The organism is Magnetospirillum fulvum MGU-K5 (assembly GCF_000442515.1).
In the GTDB taxonomy this organism is placed as follows: domain Bacteria; phylum Pseudomonadota; class Alphaproteobacteria; order Rhodospirillales; family Magnetospirillaceae; genus Phaeospirillum; species Phaeospirillum fulvum_B.
The window spans coordinates 14080-29708 of the sequence record NZ_AQPH01000003.1 but is presented as its reverse complement, the minus strand read 5'-3'; the positions used below and the strand labels follow the sequence as shown (position 1 = coordinate 29708).

The 15629-nt window shown below is 64.6% G+C and carries 19 protein-coding genes; 18 read left to right on the top strand and 1 reads right to left on the bottom strand.

The features are described 5' to 3' along the window. Positions 1 to 28 precede the first annotated feature (28 nt). Positions 29 to 505, top strand: coding sequence for a Cys-tRNA(Pro) deacylase (gene ybaK / locus K678_RS01375; RefSeq protein ID WP_021130665.1), 477 nt, complete (start codon positions 29 to 31; stop codon positions 503 to 505). A 610-nt stretch (positions 506 to 1115) separates the two neighbouring features. Here the strand turns inward: ybaK and K678_RS19320 are convergent. Further along, positions 1116 to 1385, bottom strand: a complete 270-nt coding sequence (locus K678_RS19320) for a hypothetical protein (protein WP_231376184.1) — start codon at positions 1383 to 1385, stop codon at positions 1116 to 1118. On the opposite strand from K678_RS19320, the gene K678_RS01365 reads away from it, so the two are divergent. The 17 genes from K678_RS01365 (at position 1378) to K678_RS01285 (ending at position 15624) form a co-directional block, all read left to right on the top strand. Then, positions 1378 to 3093, top strand: coding sequence for a methyl-accepting chemotaxis protein (locus K678_RS01365; protein WP_021130663.1), 1716 nt, complete (start codon positions 1378 to 1380; stop codon positions 3091 to 3093). The two genes, K678_RS19320 and K678_RS01365, sit on opposite strands and share 8 nt — an antisense overlap. 38 nt (positions 3094 to 3131) lie before the next feature. Then, complete coding sequence (locus tag K678_RS01360; RefSeq protein ID WP_021130662.1) at positions 3132 to 4730, top strand: chemotaxis protein CheW; 1599 nt, start codon at positions 3132 to 3134, stop codon at positions 4728 to 4730. 67 nt (positions 4731 to 4797) lie between these two features. Beyond that, positions 4798 to 5901: a chemotaxis-specific protein-glutamate methyltransferase CheB gene (gene cheB, locus K678_RS01355; protein WP_021130661.1), complete on the top strand. Its 1104-nt coding sequence runs from the start codon at positions 4798 to 4800 to the stop codon at positions 5899 to 5901. Continuing rightward, on the top strand, positions 5888 to 6511 hold the full coding sequence (locus tag K678_RS01350; protein WP_039851789.1) for a HEAT repeat domain-containing protein: 624 nt from the start codon (positions 5888 to 5890) through the stop codon (positions 6509 to 6511). Before cheB ends, K678_RS01350 begins: the two co-directional genes overlap by 14 nt. Positions 6512 to 6513: 2 nt before the next feature. Beyond that, entirely contained in the window at positions 6514 to 7383 is an 870-nt protein-coding gene (locus K678_RS01345; RefSeq protein ID WP_021130659.1) for a CheR family methyltransferase, read from the top strand. A gap of 5 nt (positions 7384 to 7388) precedes the next feature. Beyond that, positions 7389 to 7787: a response regulator gene (locus tag K678_RS01340; protein ID WP_021130658.1), complete on the top strand. Its 399-nt coding sequence runs from the start codon at positions 7389 to 7391 to the stop codon at positions 7785 to 7787. Then, positions 7784 to 10423: a chemotaxis protein CheA gene (locus K678_RS01335; RefSeq protein ID WP_021130657.1), complete on the top strand. Its 2640-nt coding sequence runs from the start codon at positions 7784 to 7786 to the stop codon at positions 10421 to 10423. Before K678_RS01340 ends, K678_RS01335 begins: the two co-directional genes overlap by 4 nt. Next, positions 10423 to 10665 (top strand): hypothetical protein, encoded by a 243-nt coding sequence (locus K678_RS01330; RefSeq protein ID WP_021130656.1) that lies wholly within the window; start codon positions 10423 to 10425, stop codon positions 10663 to 10665. The genes K678_RS01335 and K678_RS01330 overlap by 1 nt, the downstream gene beginning before the upstream one ends. Beyond that, positions 10662 to 11465: a ParA family protein gene (locus K678_RS01325; RefSeq protein ID WP_021130655.1), complete on the top strand. Its 804-nt coding sequence runs from the start codon at positions 10662 to 10664 to the stop codon at positions 11463 to 11465. The genes K678_RS01330 and K678_RS01325 overlap by 4 nt, the downstream gene beginning before the upstream one ends. Continuing rightward, complete coding sequence (locus K678_RS01320) at positions 11462 to 11833, top strand: response regulator (RefSeq protein WP_021130654.1); 372 nt, start codon at positions 11462 to 11464, stop codon at positions 11831 to 11833. Before K678_RS01325 ends, K678_RS01320 begins: the two co-directional genes overlap by 4 nt. 6 nt (positions 11834 to 11839) lie before the next feature. Further along, a complete protein-coding gene (locus tag K678_RS01315) occupies positions 11840 to 12595 on the top strand; it encodes a hypothetical protein (RefSeq protein ID WP_021130653.1) in 756 nt (251 codons plus the stop codon). Further along, positions 12595 to 12981, top strand: a complete 387-nt coding sequence (locus K678_RS01310) for a response regulator (protein WP_021130652.1) — start codon at positions 12595 to 12597, stop codon at positions 12979 to 12981. Before K678_RS01315 ends, K678_RS01310 begins: the two co-directional genes overlap by 1 nt. Beyond that, positions 12978 to 13805, top strand: coding sequence for an STAS domain-containing protein (locus K678_RS01305; protein ID WP_021130651.1), 828 nt, complete (start codon positions 12978 to 12980; stop codon positions 13803 to 13805). Before K678_RS01310 ends, K678_RS01305 begins: the two co-directional genes overlap by 4 nt. Positions 13806 to 13816: 11 nt before the next feature. Beyond that, positions 13817 to 14233, top strand: coding sequence for an STAS domain-containing protein (locus K678_RS01300; RefSeq protein ID WP_021130650.1), 417 nt, complete (start codon positions 13817 to 13819; stop codon positions 14231 to 14233). Then, positions 14220 to 14633 carry an ATP-binding protein gene (locus K678_RS01295; RefSeq protein WP_021130649.1) on the top strand — a complete coding sequence of 138 codons (414 nt, stop codon included), beginning with the start codon at positions 14220 to 14222 and terminating at the stop codon, positions 14631 to 14633. The genes K678_RS01300 and K678_RS01295 overlap by 14 nt, the downstream gene beginning before the upstream one ends. Next, positions 14633 to 15052, top strand: coding sequence for an anti-sigma regulatory factor (locus K678_RS01290; RefSeq protein WP_021130648.1), 420 nt, complete (start codon positions 14633 to 14635; stop codon positions 15050 to 15052). The genes K678_RS01295 and K678_RS01290 overlap by 1 nt, the downstream gene beginning before the upstream one ends. After that, positions 15049 to 15624, top strand: a complete 576-nt coding sequence (locus K678_RS01285; protein ID WP_051185806.1) for a SpoIIE family protein phosphatase — start codon at positions 15049 to 15051, stop codon at positions 15622 to 15624. The genes K678_RS01290 and K678_RS01285 overlap by 4 nt, the downstream gene beginning before the upstream one ends. Positions 15625 to 15629 lie beyond the last annotated feature (5 nt).

The following is a 15629-nucleotide window of genomic DNA, read 5'->3' as shown; positions in this document are numbered from 1 at the left end:
CGAGATTTCCGTTTCGGGACGAACCGACATGAGCAAACGCACCCCCGCCACCGCCGCGATGGACAAGGCCAAAAAGCCGTTCGACCTGCTGGAATATCGCTACGATCCCGAGGCGGCCTCGATCGGGCTGCATGCCGCGCAATCACTGGGGCTGCCCGCCTCCCAAGTGTTCAAGACCCTGATGGTCGAAGCCGCCGATGAGGCGATGATCGCGGTGGTCCCGTCCGACCACGAACTGAATTTGAAGGCACTGGCCCACGCCACCGACAAAAAATCCGTCCGGATGATGGCGATCCCCGATGCCGAACGCCTGTCCGGCTTCAAGGTCGGCGGCATCTCCCCGCTTGGCCAGAAAAAGCACCTGCGCACGATCTTCGATCAAAGCGCCCTGCTGCTGCCCTTCATCGTCGTCAATGGTGGCCAGCGCGGACTTCAGATCAAAGCCGCCCCGCTTGATCTGATCGAGGCCACCGGAGCAATCGTGGCGGCCATCGCGACGAAATAGCCGCGAACGTTTGGGGCGTTGCCCCAAACCCCACCGGGAGGACATCCTCCCGGACCCTCCCCGTTATCCAAGCGATCAATCAAACGGGTGTTTGCGGGCTGGCCCGCAAGCGGGTTTGGGCGGCAGCCCGGTCGCGCCAGCGACATCAATCCGGCACGTCCCGGAACAACCCGGTCAGATAATCGGCGACAGCGCGGACGCGAGGCACGGTGGCGAGATCGCACCGCAGCAGCAACCGCAATTCACGCTCAAGCGGCTTGGGGGCGATGCTAGGGTCCTCTGCCCTCGCCCTTCATGCTGTTCATTATACACACCCGAATTATATGGAATTTATGAAGAACGTATGCAGCCTGTTCCAGCTAAAAACGATTATAGATTCAATACGTAAACAATAAATATATAACCATATATTTAATATTCGAACCCCACACTCCCATCTTATCTCCCCCTTCCAATCCCTATAATAAATGTTGGACATGGGCACAATCCACCCAATGTCGACAAATATTACATCTACCTTAATGAGCAGAAAGGTTTCATTCTCCCAAGATGTGACCTTTGATTTATAACAAAGGGCTTGCTGGCATAATGAGTTCGGACATACATTGTATTATGTAGGCGTTTTGGCATAGGTCTCCGACTCGGAGGAAAGGGACTCGCTATGGCTCTCGTCAAAAAAAACCAGATGGCCAGCCCGGCGGCGGCGAAGCCCCTCGCTTCCGAAGAGCTCGGCGGCAGTCGGCTTCTGGCCGAAGCCCAAAAAAAGAAAAGCCCGCACCTTCGCCCGCCAGCAAAAAGCAGCCGAACGAATCGCCGCGGCAACCACCGAACTGGCCAGCGGCATCGCCGAGGCGGCATCGGCCTCTGAGGAATTGCGCAAAGCGGCGGAACAGATCGCTTCGGGCGCCGAAGAGGCCGCCGGTGCCGCCCAGCAATCGATGAAGGCGGTGACCCACGGGGGCGGATTAATCCGTAAGGCCAAGGAAAACGCCGACGTTTCTCTGGTCAAGGTCGACATGCTGCAAAGCCTGCTTGGTAGCGTCGCCGGGCAGATCACCAACTCGATCCTCGCCATCGGCCGCGCCGCCGAACGCCAGCTCATCTCTGTCGAAATGGTCGAGGAACTGGAACGTCAGGCCGCCGCCATCTCGGAAGTGGTCAAGGCCGTCGCCCGCATCGCCGACCAGACCAACCTTCTCGCGCTGAATGCCGCGATCGAAGCGGCCCGGGCCGGACAGCACGGCAAGGGCTTCGCCGTCGTCGCCGACGAAGTGCGGACCCTGGCCGAGACCTCGGAAAAGAGCGCCCGCGACATCCAGGATCTGGTCAGCCAGATTCAGAAGGACGTCAAGGCGATCGCCGAAGGGATCAATGCCTCGGCCTCCACCGCCAAGCAGGAGGTGGAAAAAGGGCGTCAAATCGCCGCCCAGCTAGATCAGATTCGCGCCGACATGACCGAGATCGGCGCTGGCTGCCGCGATATCGTCAATGCCTCGGAAGAAAGCGAAGCCGCCGCGAAGGAAGCACAGAAGGGGTCCGAGGTGATCGCCGCTGCCGCCGAGGAGCAGAGCGCCGCCTGTCAGGAATCGCTGAAGACCGTCGACCAACAGGGTACCGCGCTGCAACAATCGGAGCAGGCGGCGCAGGAATTGTCGGAATTGGCCGACGAATTGAAGAATTCCACCGACATCGCCAAAAGCAGCGAGGAAGTGGCCTCCGCCGCAGAGGAATTGTCGAGCGCCGTCGAGGAAATCAACCGCGCCGCCGCCCAGATTCAAACCGCCCTCGACCAGATTCAGCGCGGTGCGCAGCAGCAGGGCAGCGCCACCCACCAATCGTCCGCCGCCATCGCTCAAATCGAAAAGGGCGCCCAGGTTTCGGCCACGCGCGCCCGTGTGTTGGTCGAGAAAGGCACTCAGATTTCGGAATTGCTCAGCCGCAACACGATCGCCGTCAACGAATTGATTGATGGCGTGCTGGCCTCGGTCGAATCCGGTCGCCAGAGCCGCGAACAGATGGGAGCGCTCGAGCAGGTCAGCCGCCGCATCGACAAGATCGTCGATGCCATCACCACGGTGTCGATCCAGACCAACATGCTGGCGGTCAACGGCTCGGTCGAAGCGGCACGCGCTGGCGAATTCGGCAAGGGATTTGCCGTGGTCTCCACCGATATCCGCAATCTGGCCCGTGATTCGGCCGAAAACGCCGACCGCATCAAGGATACGGTGAAGGCAATCCAGGACCAGATCGGCACCGTCCGCCGCGATCTCGAAGAGATCGCCGCCGCCGCCGCCCTGGAAGTGGAAAAGAACAAGGCAACGACCGCCGACCTTGAAACCTGTTCCCGCGACATGGCGGTGGTGCTTGAGGGCAGTCGCGAGATTCTGGACGGCAACGACGAAATCGTTCGCGTGGTCAAGGAAGTGCAGACCGGGGTCGAACAAATCGCCGCCGCTGCCCAGCAATCCAGCCGAGCCTCGACCGAAGCCGCCGCCGCCGCCAAGCAGCAGGCCAAGGGGGCCGAGGAACTGGCCGCCGCGATCGAGGAAATCGCCTCGCTCGCCGACGAACTTCAGGCCGGGGCCTGATCGTCCGTCCAGACAGGTGCAGGTGAAGGAGGACTCCCATGTCCGAAATCGCACAGACGCTGGACGCCCCTGACGCTCCGCCCGATATCGTGGCGGTGGGTCAGGCCGGGCGCGACGACGACGGCGAAACCCATCAGTTCGTGATCTTCCAGGTCGCGGCGGAAAGCTTCGCCGTCCCGCTCTCGGCGGTCCAGGAAATCATCCGGATGCCGGACGTGGTGCATGTCCCGCTCAGTCCGCCCGCGCTGGAAGGACTGGCCAATCTGCGGGGCTCGGTGCTGCCGGTGGTCCGGCTGCGCCACGTATTCGGGATCGAGGCGGCAGCGCATGACGACGCCACCCGCGTGGTGGTGCTCGACCAGGGCCGCCCGGTCGGGCTGGTCGTCGATCGGGTCGCCAACGTCGTCTCGGTCGAATCCAGCCGGATCGAGGCGGCGGGATCGATCCAGGGCACCGTCGATACCGACCTTCTGACCGGCATGATCAAGGGCAAGGACGGCCAGTCGATGGTGATGATCCTGGATTCGGCCAAGGTGGTGTCGCGCGAGTTCGAAGCCTTCGCCCGCGCCAACGCGGCGGGCAGCGGACTTGGCGACCGGAGCGGCGATTTGGGCGACGACCGCCAGGACACTCGTCCTGGCAGCGACCTTGAAGACGAAAGCCAACTGGTCAGTTTCGACGTCGCCGACCAGGAATACGCGCTGCCGATCGAACGGGTGCAGGAGATCGTCCAGATCCCCGAACAGATCACCGAGGTCCCCAATACCGCCGCCCATGTCCTGGGGGTGATGACGTTGCGCAACCGCCTGCTGCCGCTGGTCTCGCTGCGGCGGATGTTCGGCCTTCCCCCGCAAGAGGTGTCGGACGCCAACAAGATCGTCGTCATCGCCCTCGACGGCGGTACCGCCTCGGTCGGGGTGGTGATGGACAGCGTCAAGGAAGTGCTGCGGGTTGGCCGCTCGGTGATCGACCCGATGCCACCGCTTCTCGCACGCGGCGGCACTCTGGGCGAAATCGAATCCATCTGTCGCCTCAATCAGGGGCAACGTCTGGTGTCGATTCTGTCAGCGGAAAAGATGTTCAACGTCAGCGACATCCGCGCCATCGCCCACGACGCGGAGGGGGAGCAGGGCCCGATGAGCGACGACACCACCCAGAGCCGCGCCACTGCGGCAGACGACGAGGAACAGTTCGTCGCTTTCCGGCTGATGAACGAGGAATACGGCGTGCCGATCGACGCCGTGCAGGAGATCGTCCGCGTCCCCGATGAACTGACCCGGGTGCCCAAAACCCCGGACTTCATCGAAGGCGTCGTCAACCTGCGCGGTGTGGTCCTGCCGGTGGTCGACCAGCGGCGCCGCTTTGGCCTGCCGCCGATGGACCGCACCGACCGCCAGCGGATCATGGTCTACACCATCAAAGGGGTACGAACCGGCTTCATCGTCGATTCAGTATCCGAGGTGATCCGCATCCCCGCGTCGGTGATCGAACCGGCTCCGGCGCTGTCGGACGAACAGCAACGGCTGATCCGCCGTGTCGCCAACATCGAGCGCCAGAATCGGATGATCCTGCTGCTCGACATTGAACAGTTGCTGGACGTCCGGGAGCTGGCGGCGATGGGCGAGACGATCCGGTAAGCGTGATACGGCACGGGGGCGTCACCGGGCGCCCCCGCCCAAGGATGGCGGCGATGGACGCAAGGTCATGACAAAAGTTCTCGTTGTCGACGATTCGGCCCTGATGCGCCGCCATCTTCGGGAAATCCTGGAGCAGCGGGCCGGGTGCGAGGTCGCCTTGGCCCGCAACGGGGTTGAGGCGTTGTCGGCGCTCGACACATTTTCCCCCGACGTCATCACGCTCGACATCAACATGCCGGAAATGGACGGCCTCACCTGCCTGTCGCACATCATGGCCCGCCGCCCGTTGCCGGTGGTGATGGTGTCGTCGCTGACCGAGGAAGGGGCCGAGATCACCCTTCAGGCGCTGGCGCTCGGCGCCGTCGACTTCATCCAGAAGCCGGAAGGCACCATTTCGCTGAACGTCAACCGGATCGAGAACGAGATCATCGCCAAGGTCACCGGCGCGGTGCGCGCCCGCATCCGCCGTTCGATCGGGCTGTCCGGCCGACTGCGCGCGGAACGCGACCGGACCAACTCGCGGACCGAGCGGCGCCCCCTTGCCGCCCTTCCCTCCTCCGACCCCGGTCTCTTCGGCGTGGTGGTGATCGGGGTCTCGACCGGAGGGCCGGGCACGCTGGAGCAAATTCTTCCCCGCCTTCCCGCCGACTTTCCCTGGCCGGTGGTGGTGGCCCAGCACATGCCGGGTAGCTTCACCAGCGTCTTCGCCCGCCGCCTCAACGAGCTTTGCGCCGCCACCGTGATCGAGGCGTCCTGTCAGATGCCGCTGGAAGCGGGGGTGGTTTACATCGGCAAGGGGGATGCGGACGTAGTGATCGGGCGACGGGCGACCCGCTATGTGATCAATCCGATGCCCTCGGGCGAGCAATATCTCTGGCATCCGAGCGTGGCGCGTCTGGTCGAGAGCGCGATGCACGCGCTGCCCGCCGAGCAGGTGATCGGGGTGATGCTGACCGGGATGGGCGACGACGGTGCCGAAGCGATGAACACCCTGTTCCGCAAGGGAGGACGAACCATCGCCCAGGACGAGGCGACCAGCGTGGTCTGGGGCATGCCGGGCGAATTGGTCAAACGGGGCGGGGCAAATCTGGTTCTTCCCTGCGACCGGATCACCGCGCAGCTTCTGTCCTGGCTGCCCGGCTCGCGGGAGAAACGCCATGGCCTTGCTTAGGGCAAAACCGTCGGCACCGCCGGAATCCCTGCCCGCTGCGCCCGGCGACGATCGCGCCTCGCTCCTCGCCAACCTGCACTCACCCGAGCCTGCGGTTCGGCGCGGCGCGGCGCGGGCGCTCACCAGCCACCCCGAGGCGGCGATGGCCCTGTGCGATCGTCTCGATATCGAAACTAGTCCTTCGGTTCGCGCGGTGCTGTTCACCGTGCTGATCCGCCAGGAAAGCCCGGCGGTGGTGGCCCGGCTGCTGGTCCACCTGCGGAGCGACGATGCCGCCCTGCGCAACGGCACGATCGAGGCGTTGCAGGAGATGCGCGGCACGGTCACGCCGCATGTCCGCGATCTGCTCGACGATCCCGACAGTGACGTCCGCATCTTCGCCGTCAACATCCTGGGAGCCCTGTGCGATCCCGAAACCCCGGCCCTGCTGGTCGATGTGCTGCGCCACGAACCACACGTCAATGTCTGCGCCGCCGCCGTCGATGCCCTGGCCGAGGTCGGAACCCCGGACGCGATCGAGGCGCTTGAGGCGCTGCGGACTCGTTTTGGCGACGAACCGTTCCTCACCTTCGCGATCGACACGACAATCCGCCGCATCCGGGGGGGCTGACCATGACCATCTCCGCCCGTCAGCCCCGCTCGCCCCCGACCATTACCGAAGACGAATACGCCAAATTCTGCGAGTATTTTTATCGCAAGACAGGCATTCAGTTTCAAGACACAAAAAAATATTATGTCGAAAGACGAATTGCCGACAGAATAGACAAAACAGAAACAGAGTCATTCCGCGACTATTTCACATTCCTGAGATTCCAGGCATCGGGCGAGGAGCTTCAACATCTCGTCAATTCGATGACTGTCAACGAAACCTATTTCTTTCGTGAAGATTATCAGTTCGAAGCTCTGGTCAAAGGGATTTTGCCCGCCCGAACCCACAACCGCTCTCAGCGCGACCCGATCCGTATCTGGTCGATTCCCTGCTCGTCGGGCGAGGAACCGTATTCGATCGCGCTTAGCATCCTGGAGCGCTGGGACCAGGCCGACAATTGGGACATCGAGATTTACGCCTCCGACATCGACAGCCGCATCCTGAACGAAGCGCGGACGGGACTTTATGGCGCGCGCTCGTTGCAGCGCGTCCCCCCGGCCCTTTTATCTAAATATTTTCTTAGCCGGGGGGAAGATAGCTGGCAGATTTGCGAAGATTTGCGCAATTCAATCGACTTCTCTCTGGTCAATGTCGTTGACCCGATGCAAACACGCCGCTTCCGCAACGTCGATGTGATCTTCTGCCGCAACATGCTGATCTATTTCGATGATGTGGCGAGGCGCGAAACCGTCGAAATGTTCTACGAATTGCTTTCTCCGGGAGGATTCGTCTGCCTGGGTCATTCGGAAAGCATGAGCCGGATGACCTCGCTTTTTATCCCCCGCAAGTTCCAGGACACGATTGTCTATCAAAAGCCGTCGAAAGCGGAATGAACGCCATGAGCGACACCACACCTCAAGCAAGCGGAGCCCGTATTCTGGTGATCGACGACGGAATCACCATGCGGCTCTATTACCGCACCGTGCTCGAGGCGGCCGGGTTCACGGTCGAGGAGGCCACCAACGGCGTCGAAGGCTACGAGAAGGCCGTGGCCCAGTCCTATGACCTGCTGATCGTCGACATCAACATGCCGAAGATGGACGGCTATTCCCTGCTGCGGGCGATCCGCAGCGAGGCGGCGATCCGCTCGGTCCCGGCGGTCACCGTCAGCACCGAAGCCGGACCGGACGACGCCACCCGCGCCTTCCAGTCCGGGGCCAATTTCTATCTGGTCAAACCCGTCGCGCCCCAGGCCCTGACCGAACTGGCGCGGTTGATGGCCGGGGGGCGCTCATGACCACACCGCTTCTGCTGCGATTCGTCGCCGAAGCCCGCGAGCTGCTCCAAGCCGCCGCGTCGGGTCTTCTGGCGCTGGAAAAATCTCCCGATGACGAAACCATCATCAACACGGTGTTCCGCTCGGTCCACACCCTGAAGGGATCGGTCGGACTGTTCGACTTCCCCGCCTTCGCCAAGCTGGTCCATGCCGGCGAGGACGTGTTGAGCGCGGTGCGCGGCGGTCAATTATCGCTGACCTCGGAGATGGTCGATCTGTTGCTCGACATGCTCGACCGGGTCGCGGCCTGGATCGACGATATCGAGAGCGACGGGACTCTTGGCCCCGGTGCGGATGGATTATCGCACGAGATGACGGCCGATCTGCGCTCCCTGCTGCCGATTCCGGCCGGTCCCGCCCCGGCCCCGGATTCAGCCCCCGGCGTAGCCGCCGCGTCGATCGATTGGGTCCCTGACCTGCCCGAGGCCGACCGGCTCGACGCCTTCCGCGCCTGGGGAACCGGCGCTCCACTGGTGGCGATCGAGTACGAACCGGCGGAGGATTGCTTCTTCAGCGGCGAAGACCCGGTCAATCTGCTGCGGCAGATTCCCGGTCTGCACGGACTGGAGATTCGTCCGCGCGAGCCCTGGCCGGATTCGGCCTCTCTTGACCCCTATCGCTGCGTTCTGCGGCTGCGCGCCCTGGCCTCGACCTCGGCCGAGACGGTCGAGTCGGTGTTTCGTTACGTGATCGAACAGACCCGGCTGGGCGACGTTCCGCCGCACCTTCTGATCCGGCCCGCCGGTGCCCCCAATGGCGGTCTGGCGCTGGACGATTTCCTCGACGAGGCCGACGCCCTGGTTGAAGCGGGGGAGTGGGAGCGTCTGCGCCGCGCCGTTGCCGCACTGACTGAACTGACCTCCCCCGCTTTGTTCGCCGCCTCGTCCCTGCGCTGGCTGGCGGCGGTTCTCGCCCTGCCGTCGCCCGAACCGGCCTGGGCCAAAGCGCTGATCGCCAGTCTGGCCACGGGGCAAGCCCAGCCGGTCCCACCCCGCGGCACAGCAGCCATCTCCGCTGACGCCGCGCCCCCTCCGGTCCACGGTTCCGCCGAGGCCCCAGCGGCTCCCCTTCCCGCCTCCTCCCCGGCGGGCGGAGCCGCGGCGCGTCTTACCCCACTGGCCCGCGACATCCTGGCCGCCCAGCGCACGATCCTGACCCTCGACCTCGATCCCGACGCGTTCACCCTTCGCCTGCCCTCGGTCGCCCACACGGTAAGCAACGTGCTGGGCGGAACCGTCCGCCAAATCGACCTCGAATCCTGGGACGATGCGGTTGAGTCCGCCCGCGCCCAGGCCAATCCGGGACCAATGCTCGCCGTCCTCGCCCACCTGCTCGACGGGCCGGACGACACCGTCCACCGCGCCGCTGCGATCGACACGGGGCTGGCGGCGCAGGGCGAGCTACGAACGACCGGCGGCCCCCGGGTGCTGAAAGTCGATCAGGCCAAGGTCGATGCGCTGATGACTTTGATCGGCGAATTGGTGGTGTCGAAAAACAGCCTGCCCTTCCTCGCCCGTCGCGCCGAATCGGTCCATGGCTCACGCGAGATGGCCCGCGAGATCAAGGATCTGTTCGCGGTGATCGACCGCCTTGCCCAGGAGATGCAGGCGGCGATCATGGCGGTGCGGATGCTGCCGGTGTCGGAAGTGCTCGACCGTTTCCCCCGTTTGGTGCGCGACGTCGCACGCAAACTGGGCAAGCGGGTCTCGCTGGTGATCGAGGGCGAGGACACCGCCGCCGACAAGAATATCATCGAGGTCCTGGGCGACCCGCTGCTGCACATCATCCGCAACGCGCTTGATCATGGCATCGAACTCCCGGACGACCGCGTCACGGCGAGCAAGGCCCCCGAAGCCACCGTGCTGATCCGCGCCTTCCAGGAAAGCGATCAGGTCATCATCGAAGTCAGGGACGACGGACGCGGCATCGACCCCGACAAAATCCGCAAGGCGGCGGTGACCAAAGGACTGATTGACGCCGAACAGGCCGAACGGATGAGCGACCAGCAGGCGGTCAATCTGGTGTTCCTGCCCGGATTTTCCACGGCCGCCCAGGTGTCCGACCTGTCGGGCCGGGGGGTGGGAATGGATGTGGTGGTGACGGCGGTCGAACGGACCGGCGGCACCGTCTCCCTGACCTCGGTCAAGGGGCAAGGCACCACCGCCCGTCTGTCCCTGCCGCTCAGCATGGCGGTGACCCGGGTGATGATGGTCGAGGCGGGAGGCGGGATGTTGTTCGGCATCCCGATGGACCATATCGCCGAAACCGTCCGCATCCACCGCAGTCAGGTCCGCCGCTTCAAGCAGTCCGAGGCGTTCGTCCTGCGCGACACCATCGTTCCCTTGCTGCGGCTCGATCGCCTGCTGGGAATCGCCCCACCGGCCTGGTTCGGCGATGACGATCAGGAGGATTCTGTTCTGGTGGTCCGCGTCGGCAACGCGGTCACCGGGCTGGTCGTCGATCATTTCCGCGAGGGAATGGACATCATCTTGAAACCGTTCGAAGGGATCTTGTCCGGCATTCCAGGCTACGCGGGCACGGCGCTGCTGGGCGACGGGCGCGTTCTGCTCGTCCTTAACCTGAAGGAGCTGCTGTGATGCCGATCCGCTTCGAAGAGAGCCGGGCGGTGCTGGACGGCGTCTGCGGCGTCGAAGAGGCGTTACCGCTGCTGGAATTCGTCCAGGCCATCCCCGATGCCGCGTTCGATCTTGGCTCCTGCACGCTGATTCATTCGGCCGTCTTGCAGGTGGTGGCCGCCAGCGGCCGCCCGGTGGCGGTACCGCCCACCGAGCCATTCGTCGTCCGCCTGATCGCCGCCTTGGGCGAGGGGCAATCATGACCAGCGGCCTGCGGGTGCTGACCGTCTCGAACCGCAAGGGCGGAAGCGGAAAGAGCACCACCGCGGTCAATCTCGCTGCCGAATGGGCGGCGCGTGGCGCGCGCACCCTGGTGGTCGATCTCGACACCCAGGGCCATTCCGGCCTCGGCCTGGGCGTCGCAGCCCCGCGCGGCGGTGCCACCGCCCACCACATCTTCCGACCCGGCGGCGGCGATTTGCTGGCGGCGACAACCCCCACCGCCTGGCCGGGGCTGTTCTGTGCCCCTGCCGACCCGTTATTCGACGGAAGTGAAGGCCCGGCGGCGATCGACACCCTGGCCCGTCAATTGCGGCGCCCGGAACTGACGCAAGCCTTCGACGTGGTGATCCTCGACACGCCCCCCTCGCTCGATTTCGTGCTGATGAACGCGATGGCCGCCGCCGACGGCGTGCTGATCCCGATGTTGCCGCACGCGCTGTCCGGCGAGGGGGTGAAGCAATTGTCGCGCCTGTTCTTTCGCATCGCCTCGACCGAGAATCCCCGGCTGAAGCTGGTCGGGTTGCTGCCGGTAATGCACAACGCCCGGATCACCCACCACCGAACCGTTCTTGCCGAGATCGCCCGCCAGTTCGGCCCCGACCGGATGCTGCGCGGGATTCGTAGCGACATCCTGCTGGCCGAAGCGTTCTCGGCCGGGCGGCCGATCCGCGCGTTCGCGCCCCGATCGCGCGGCGCGATGGACTATTTCCTGCTCGCCGACGAGTTGATCCGCTTGTGGCGATGGCACCCCCCTTCCCTGGACGCAAAGGACGCCCCATGAGCACGATCTTCCTCATCGACGATTCCGCTACCATCCTGATGAGTATGGAAACGATCCTGGGCAAGGCCGGATACGGCATCGCCAAGGCGTCTAGCGGAGAAGACGCCGTCGCTCAGTTGGAGAAGGGCCTGAAGCCGGGCCTGATCATCACCGATATCCACATGCCCGGAATGAACGGCATCGAGCTGATCCGCAAAGTCCGCGTCATGGCCGGGCTTCAGTTCATCCCGATCCTGGTGGTCACCACCGAATCCCAGCAATCCAAGCGCGATGAGGCCCGTGCCGCCAAGGCCACCGGGTGGCTGGTCAAGCCGGTACAGCCGGATGATCTGCTGAGAGTCGTCAAACAGATCCTGCCCAATGGATAAGCCGTCATGACCCCCGCCGATCCGGCCCCCCGACGGCGCGTGCCGCCCCCCGAGATTCCCCCCGCAGCCTTGGCCACCCTGGCAGGGATGCTGGGAGCCTTGGGAGCGGCCGAGCTTTTCGGCGCCCCCAGCCCCGGACCGGCCGTCGCCGGTTTCGCGGCGGCGGCGGCGATGGCGGCCGGGTTATGGCTGGGAGGACGCAAGGCGGCCGCCGAAACACGGCTGCGCCAATACCGGGTCGCCGACGAACTGGCGCAATATCGCGCTTTTACCCGACTGATGCGGGCCCAAGGCGAGCGGATCGTCGATCAAAGCGCGGAGTCCGCCCTGACCATCGCCCATGGCCTGCGCCGGATCGACACGGAAATGTCGGTGCTGGACTCCGGTCTGTCACGGCTAGAGGCGAACGGAGCCGACCCGGCGGAGATCGAGTCCCTGCGCCAAGCCGTCGCCGCAGCGGCTGAACCCGTGGTGGGGATGCTGGCCGCGCTCCAGTTCCAGGACGTAACCCGGCAGCAGACCGAGTTCCTGGCCCGGCTGTCGCTGCTGCTCGAAGAGCATATGGACGATCTTGCCCGAATGCTGGGCGATCGCCGCTCGCTCGACCGGACCACGCGGTTCAAGGAACTGTTCGAACAGGCGCTGAATGACACGGTGATGAGCTCGCAGCGCGACGATCACCGCGCCGCAAACGGTATCGACCTCCAGGAATCGACAGGCCCCGCGGTCGAACTGTTCTTCGACGAAGAGGGGACAAAATAATGCGCATCTTAGTGGTCGATGACGTGGCGGTGGTGAGGATGGTGATATCCCGCGCGCTGACACGGGCCGGATATGAGGTGGTCGAAGCGAGCAGCGGCGAAGAAGCGCTTGGCCTGCTGGAGACGGAGCGGGTCGATATCCTCCTCTCGGACGTATGGATGCCGGGCAGCGGCGGACTTGCTTTGATCCACAAGGCCCGAAGCATCAATCCGTCGCTGGCCGTAGTGGCGATGAGCGGAGGGTCTCCACAAACGTCGCTGGCCGGGTCGCTCGACGACGCCGAGGCCGCAGGCGCGATGGTGACCCTGATGAAGCCAATCGATCCGGAAGAACTGCAAACCGCGATGAAGGACGCGCTGCACTGCATTGGAAAGGACCTGCCATGAAAACGCTGAGTGACGTTCTCTCCCTGCACAAAGACAAGATCATCGCGGCGTGGATCGACCGTCTGGCCGAAGCAGGCGACGGTGATTCCGAAACCGAGCCGATGATCCGCGAATTGCTCGAACGCCTGATCCGCGCCCTGAAAAGCGACGGCCCCCCCGACATCAAGGCTCCGACCTTTCACGACCTGACCAAACACATGATCGAGGTCAGCGCCAGCCGTGCCCGTGAAGGCTATTCGCCCTCGTCCACCGGGCGGCTGATCCTGGGGCTAAAAGCGGCAGCCGATTCAGCGATCGCCGCCGAATACAGTGCCGATCCCGACCGCTGGCGCCGGGAAAGCGCCACCTTGAGCGAGGTGATTGACGGCTTGTCGATTCTCACCTTCGAAGCCTTCATGCGCGCCCGGGAAGAGATCATCACCCGCCAAAGCGACGCGATGCTGGAAATCTCGACCCCATCGCTGCTGATTTGGGACGAGGTGGTGATGATGCCGCTGGTCGGCGTGATCGACACCGCCCGCGCCCAGCACATCATGGAGGAAATGCTGAACGCGATCTCGCGCGAGCAGGCGCGGGTGGCGATCCTTGACGTCACCGGCGTTCCGGTGATCGACACGCGGGTCGCGCTGCACCTGACCAACGTCGTCTCTGCCGCCCGGATGCTGGGTGCCGAGATCATCGTCACCGGATTCAGCCCTGAGGCGGCCCAGACCCTGGTCAAGCTCGACGTCGATCTGCGCACGATGCGGACGCGCGGTACGCTGCGGGCCGGGTTCGCCGAAGCTTTGCGTTTGTTGCAGTGCCAGATTCGGCCCATCGGGTGACGGAGGACGTTATGCGCATCCCCATTCTCCGCCTGGGCGACATTCTGCTGACCTCGATCCAGTCGGACATCACCGACGACCAGGCTCTGACCCTTCAGGTTGACATCCTGAAGCAGCTCGGCGATTCGCGGGCCTTGGGGGTGCTGCTCGACATCACCGCGCTGGACGTGGTCGATTCCTACATGACCCGGATTCTGTCTGAAACCGCCCGGATGGCGCGTCTGATGGGAGGCGAGGTGGTCATCACCGGCATGAGTCCGATGGTGGCGCTGTCGCTGATCGAAATGGGTCGCGACCTGCATGACGTGCTCACCGCCCTCGACGTCGAGCAAGGAGTCGAAAAGCTGAAACGCCGCCTTGATGCGACCGGGGACGAGGATGACGACCGCCCCAGGTGCGAAAGAGGATCGGCCAATGCGCGGGACTGATTCCTCCAGTGTCGTCCTGATCGCCACCCCCGAAGACGTGGTGCGCGCCCGTCAGGCCGGGCGGATGGCGGCGGCGGCGCTGGGGCTGGGGCTGGCCGACCAGACCCGTCTTGCTACCGCGATTTCCGAAATCGCCCGCAATGCCCTGCATTATGGCGGCGGCGGGCGATGCGAGATCAGCGCCTGCCAGGAAGAGGGGCATCATCGGATCACCGTGCAGGTCACCGACCACGGTCCCGGCATTCCCGAGATCGAACGGGCGATGAGTCCAGGGTTCAGTACCGGCAACAGCCTGGGGATGGGTCTGCCCGGCGCGGCGAAACTGGTCGATTCGCTGGCGATCGAATCACGCCCCGGCCTGACCCAGGTGACCCTCGCGATGCGGCGAAAGGCACGCTGATGCCAGACTCCGCCCACAAACTCCGCCAGATCGAGATCGTGGTGACACGCGAAGTCGATATCTCGCACGCCCGACAGGCGGCGTTGGCGCTGGCTCAGGCCTTGGGCTTCAGCCGCGCCGCCGCCTATCGCCTTGCTACGGCCGTCAGCGAATTGGGAACCAATCTGGTGTTCCACGCCACCCACGGCGGCATCATCAGCCTGTCCCCGCTGGATGCGCCCGGCCGGGTCGGTCTCGAACTGGTGGCCAGCGACGATGGCCCCGGCATCGCCGACATCGACCACGCCATGTGCGATGGCGTCTCAGAGAATGGCGGCCTGGGCAGCGGGCTGCCCGGCACCCGGCGGCTGATGGACGAATTCGAGATCAGTTCAAGCCCCGGCATCGGAACCCGCGTGGTGGCCCGGCTATGGCTATGAGGGTCGGCATCGCGCGGGCCTCGGCCAATGCGGCGGAACGATGCGGTGACATGGCTGCGTCCTGGACGACCGAAACCGGCGTGCTGCTGACGATTGCCGACGGTTTGGGCCACGGAGCCGACGCAGCCCAGGCCGCCGAGGCCGCGATCGCCTATGTGGGGTCTCATCGCAGCCAGCCATTGCCCGACCTGTTCCAGGGCTTGCATCGCGCTTTGGCTCCGACGCGCGGCGCGGCGGTAGGCGTCGCGGTGATCGACCCCTCGCGGGGACGCCTGACCTATGCAGCAATCGGCAACACCCGTGCCGCCCTGATCGGCTGGCACATCCAGCGGCTGGACGCGATGCCCGGCATCGTCGGGGCCGGGTCGCGGCGGGTGACGCCGCTCACCCTTCCCTGCCGTCCCGGTGACACCCTGGCCTTGTGGACCGATGGACTGGCCGACCGCCTGTCCCTCGACGGCCTTGATCCCGGCGCATCCGACATCGACGCCCTCGCCCTCGACCTGTTGCAGCGAAACACCAAGGGCACCGATGATTCCTGCGTCGTTATCGCCCAGTTGCGCCCGCATTGAAAAGG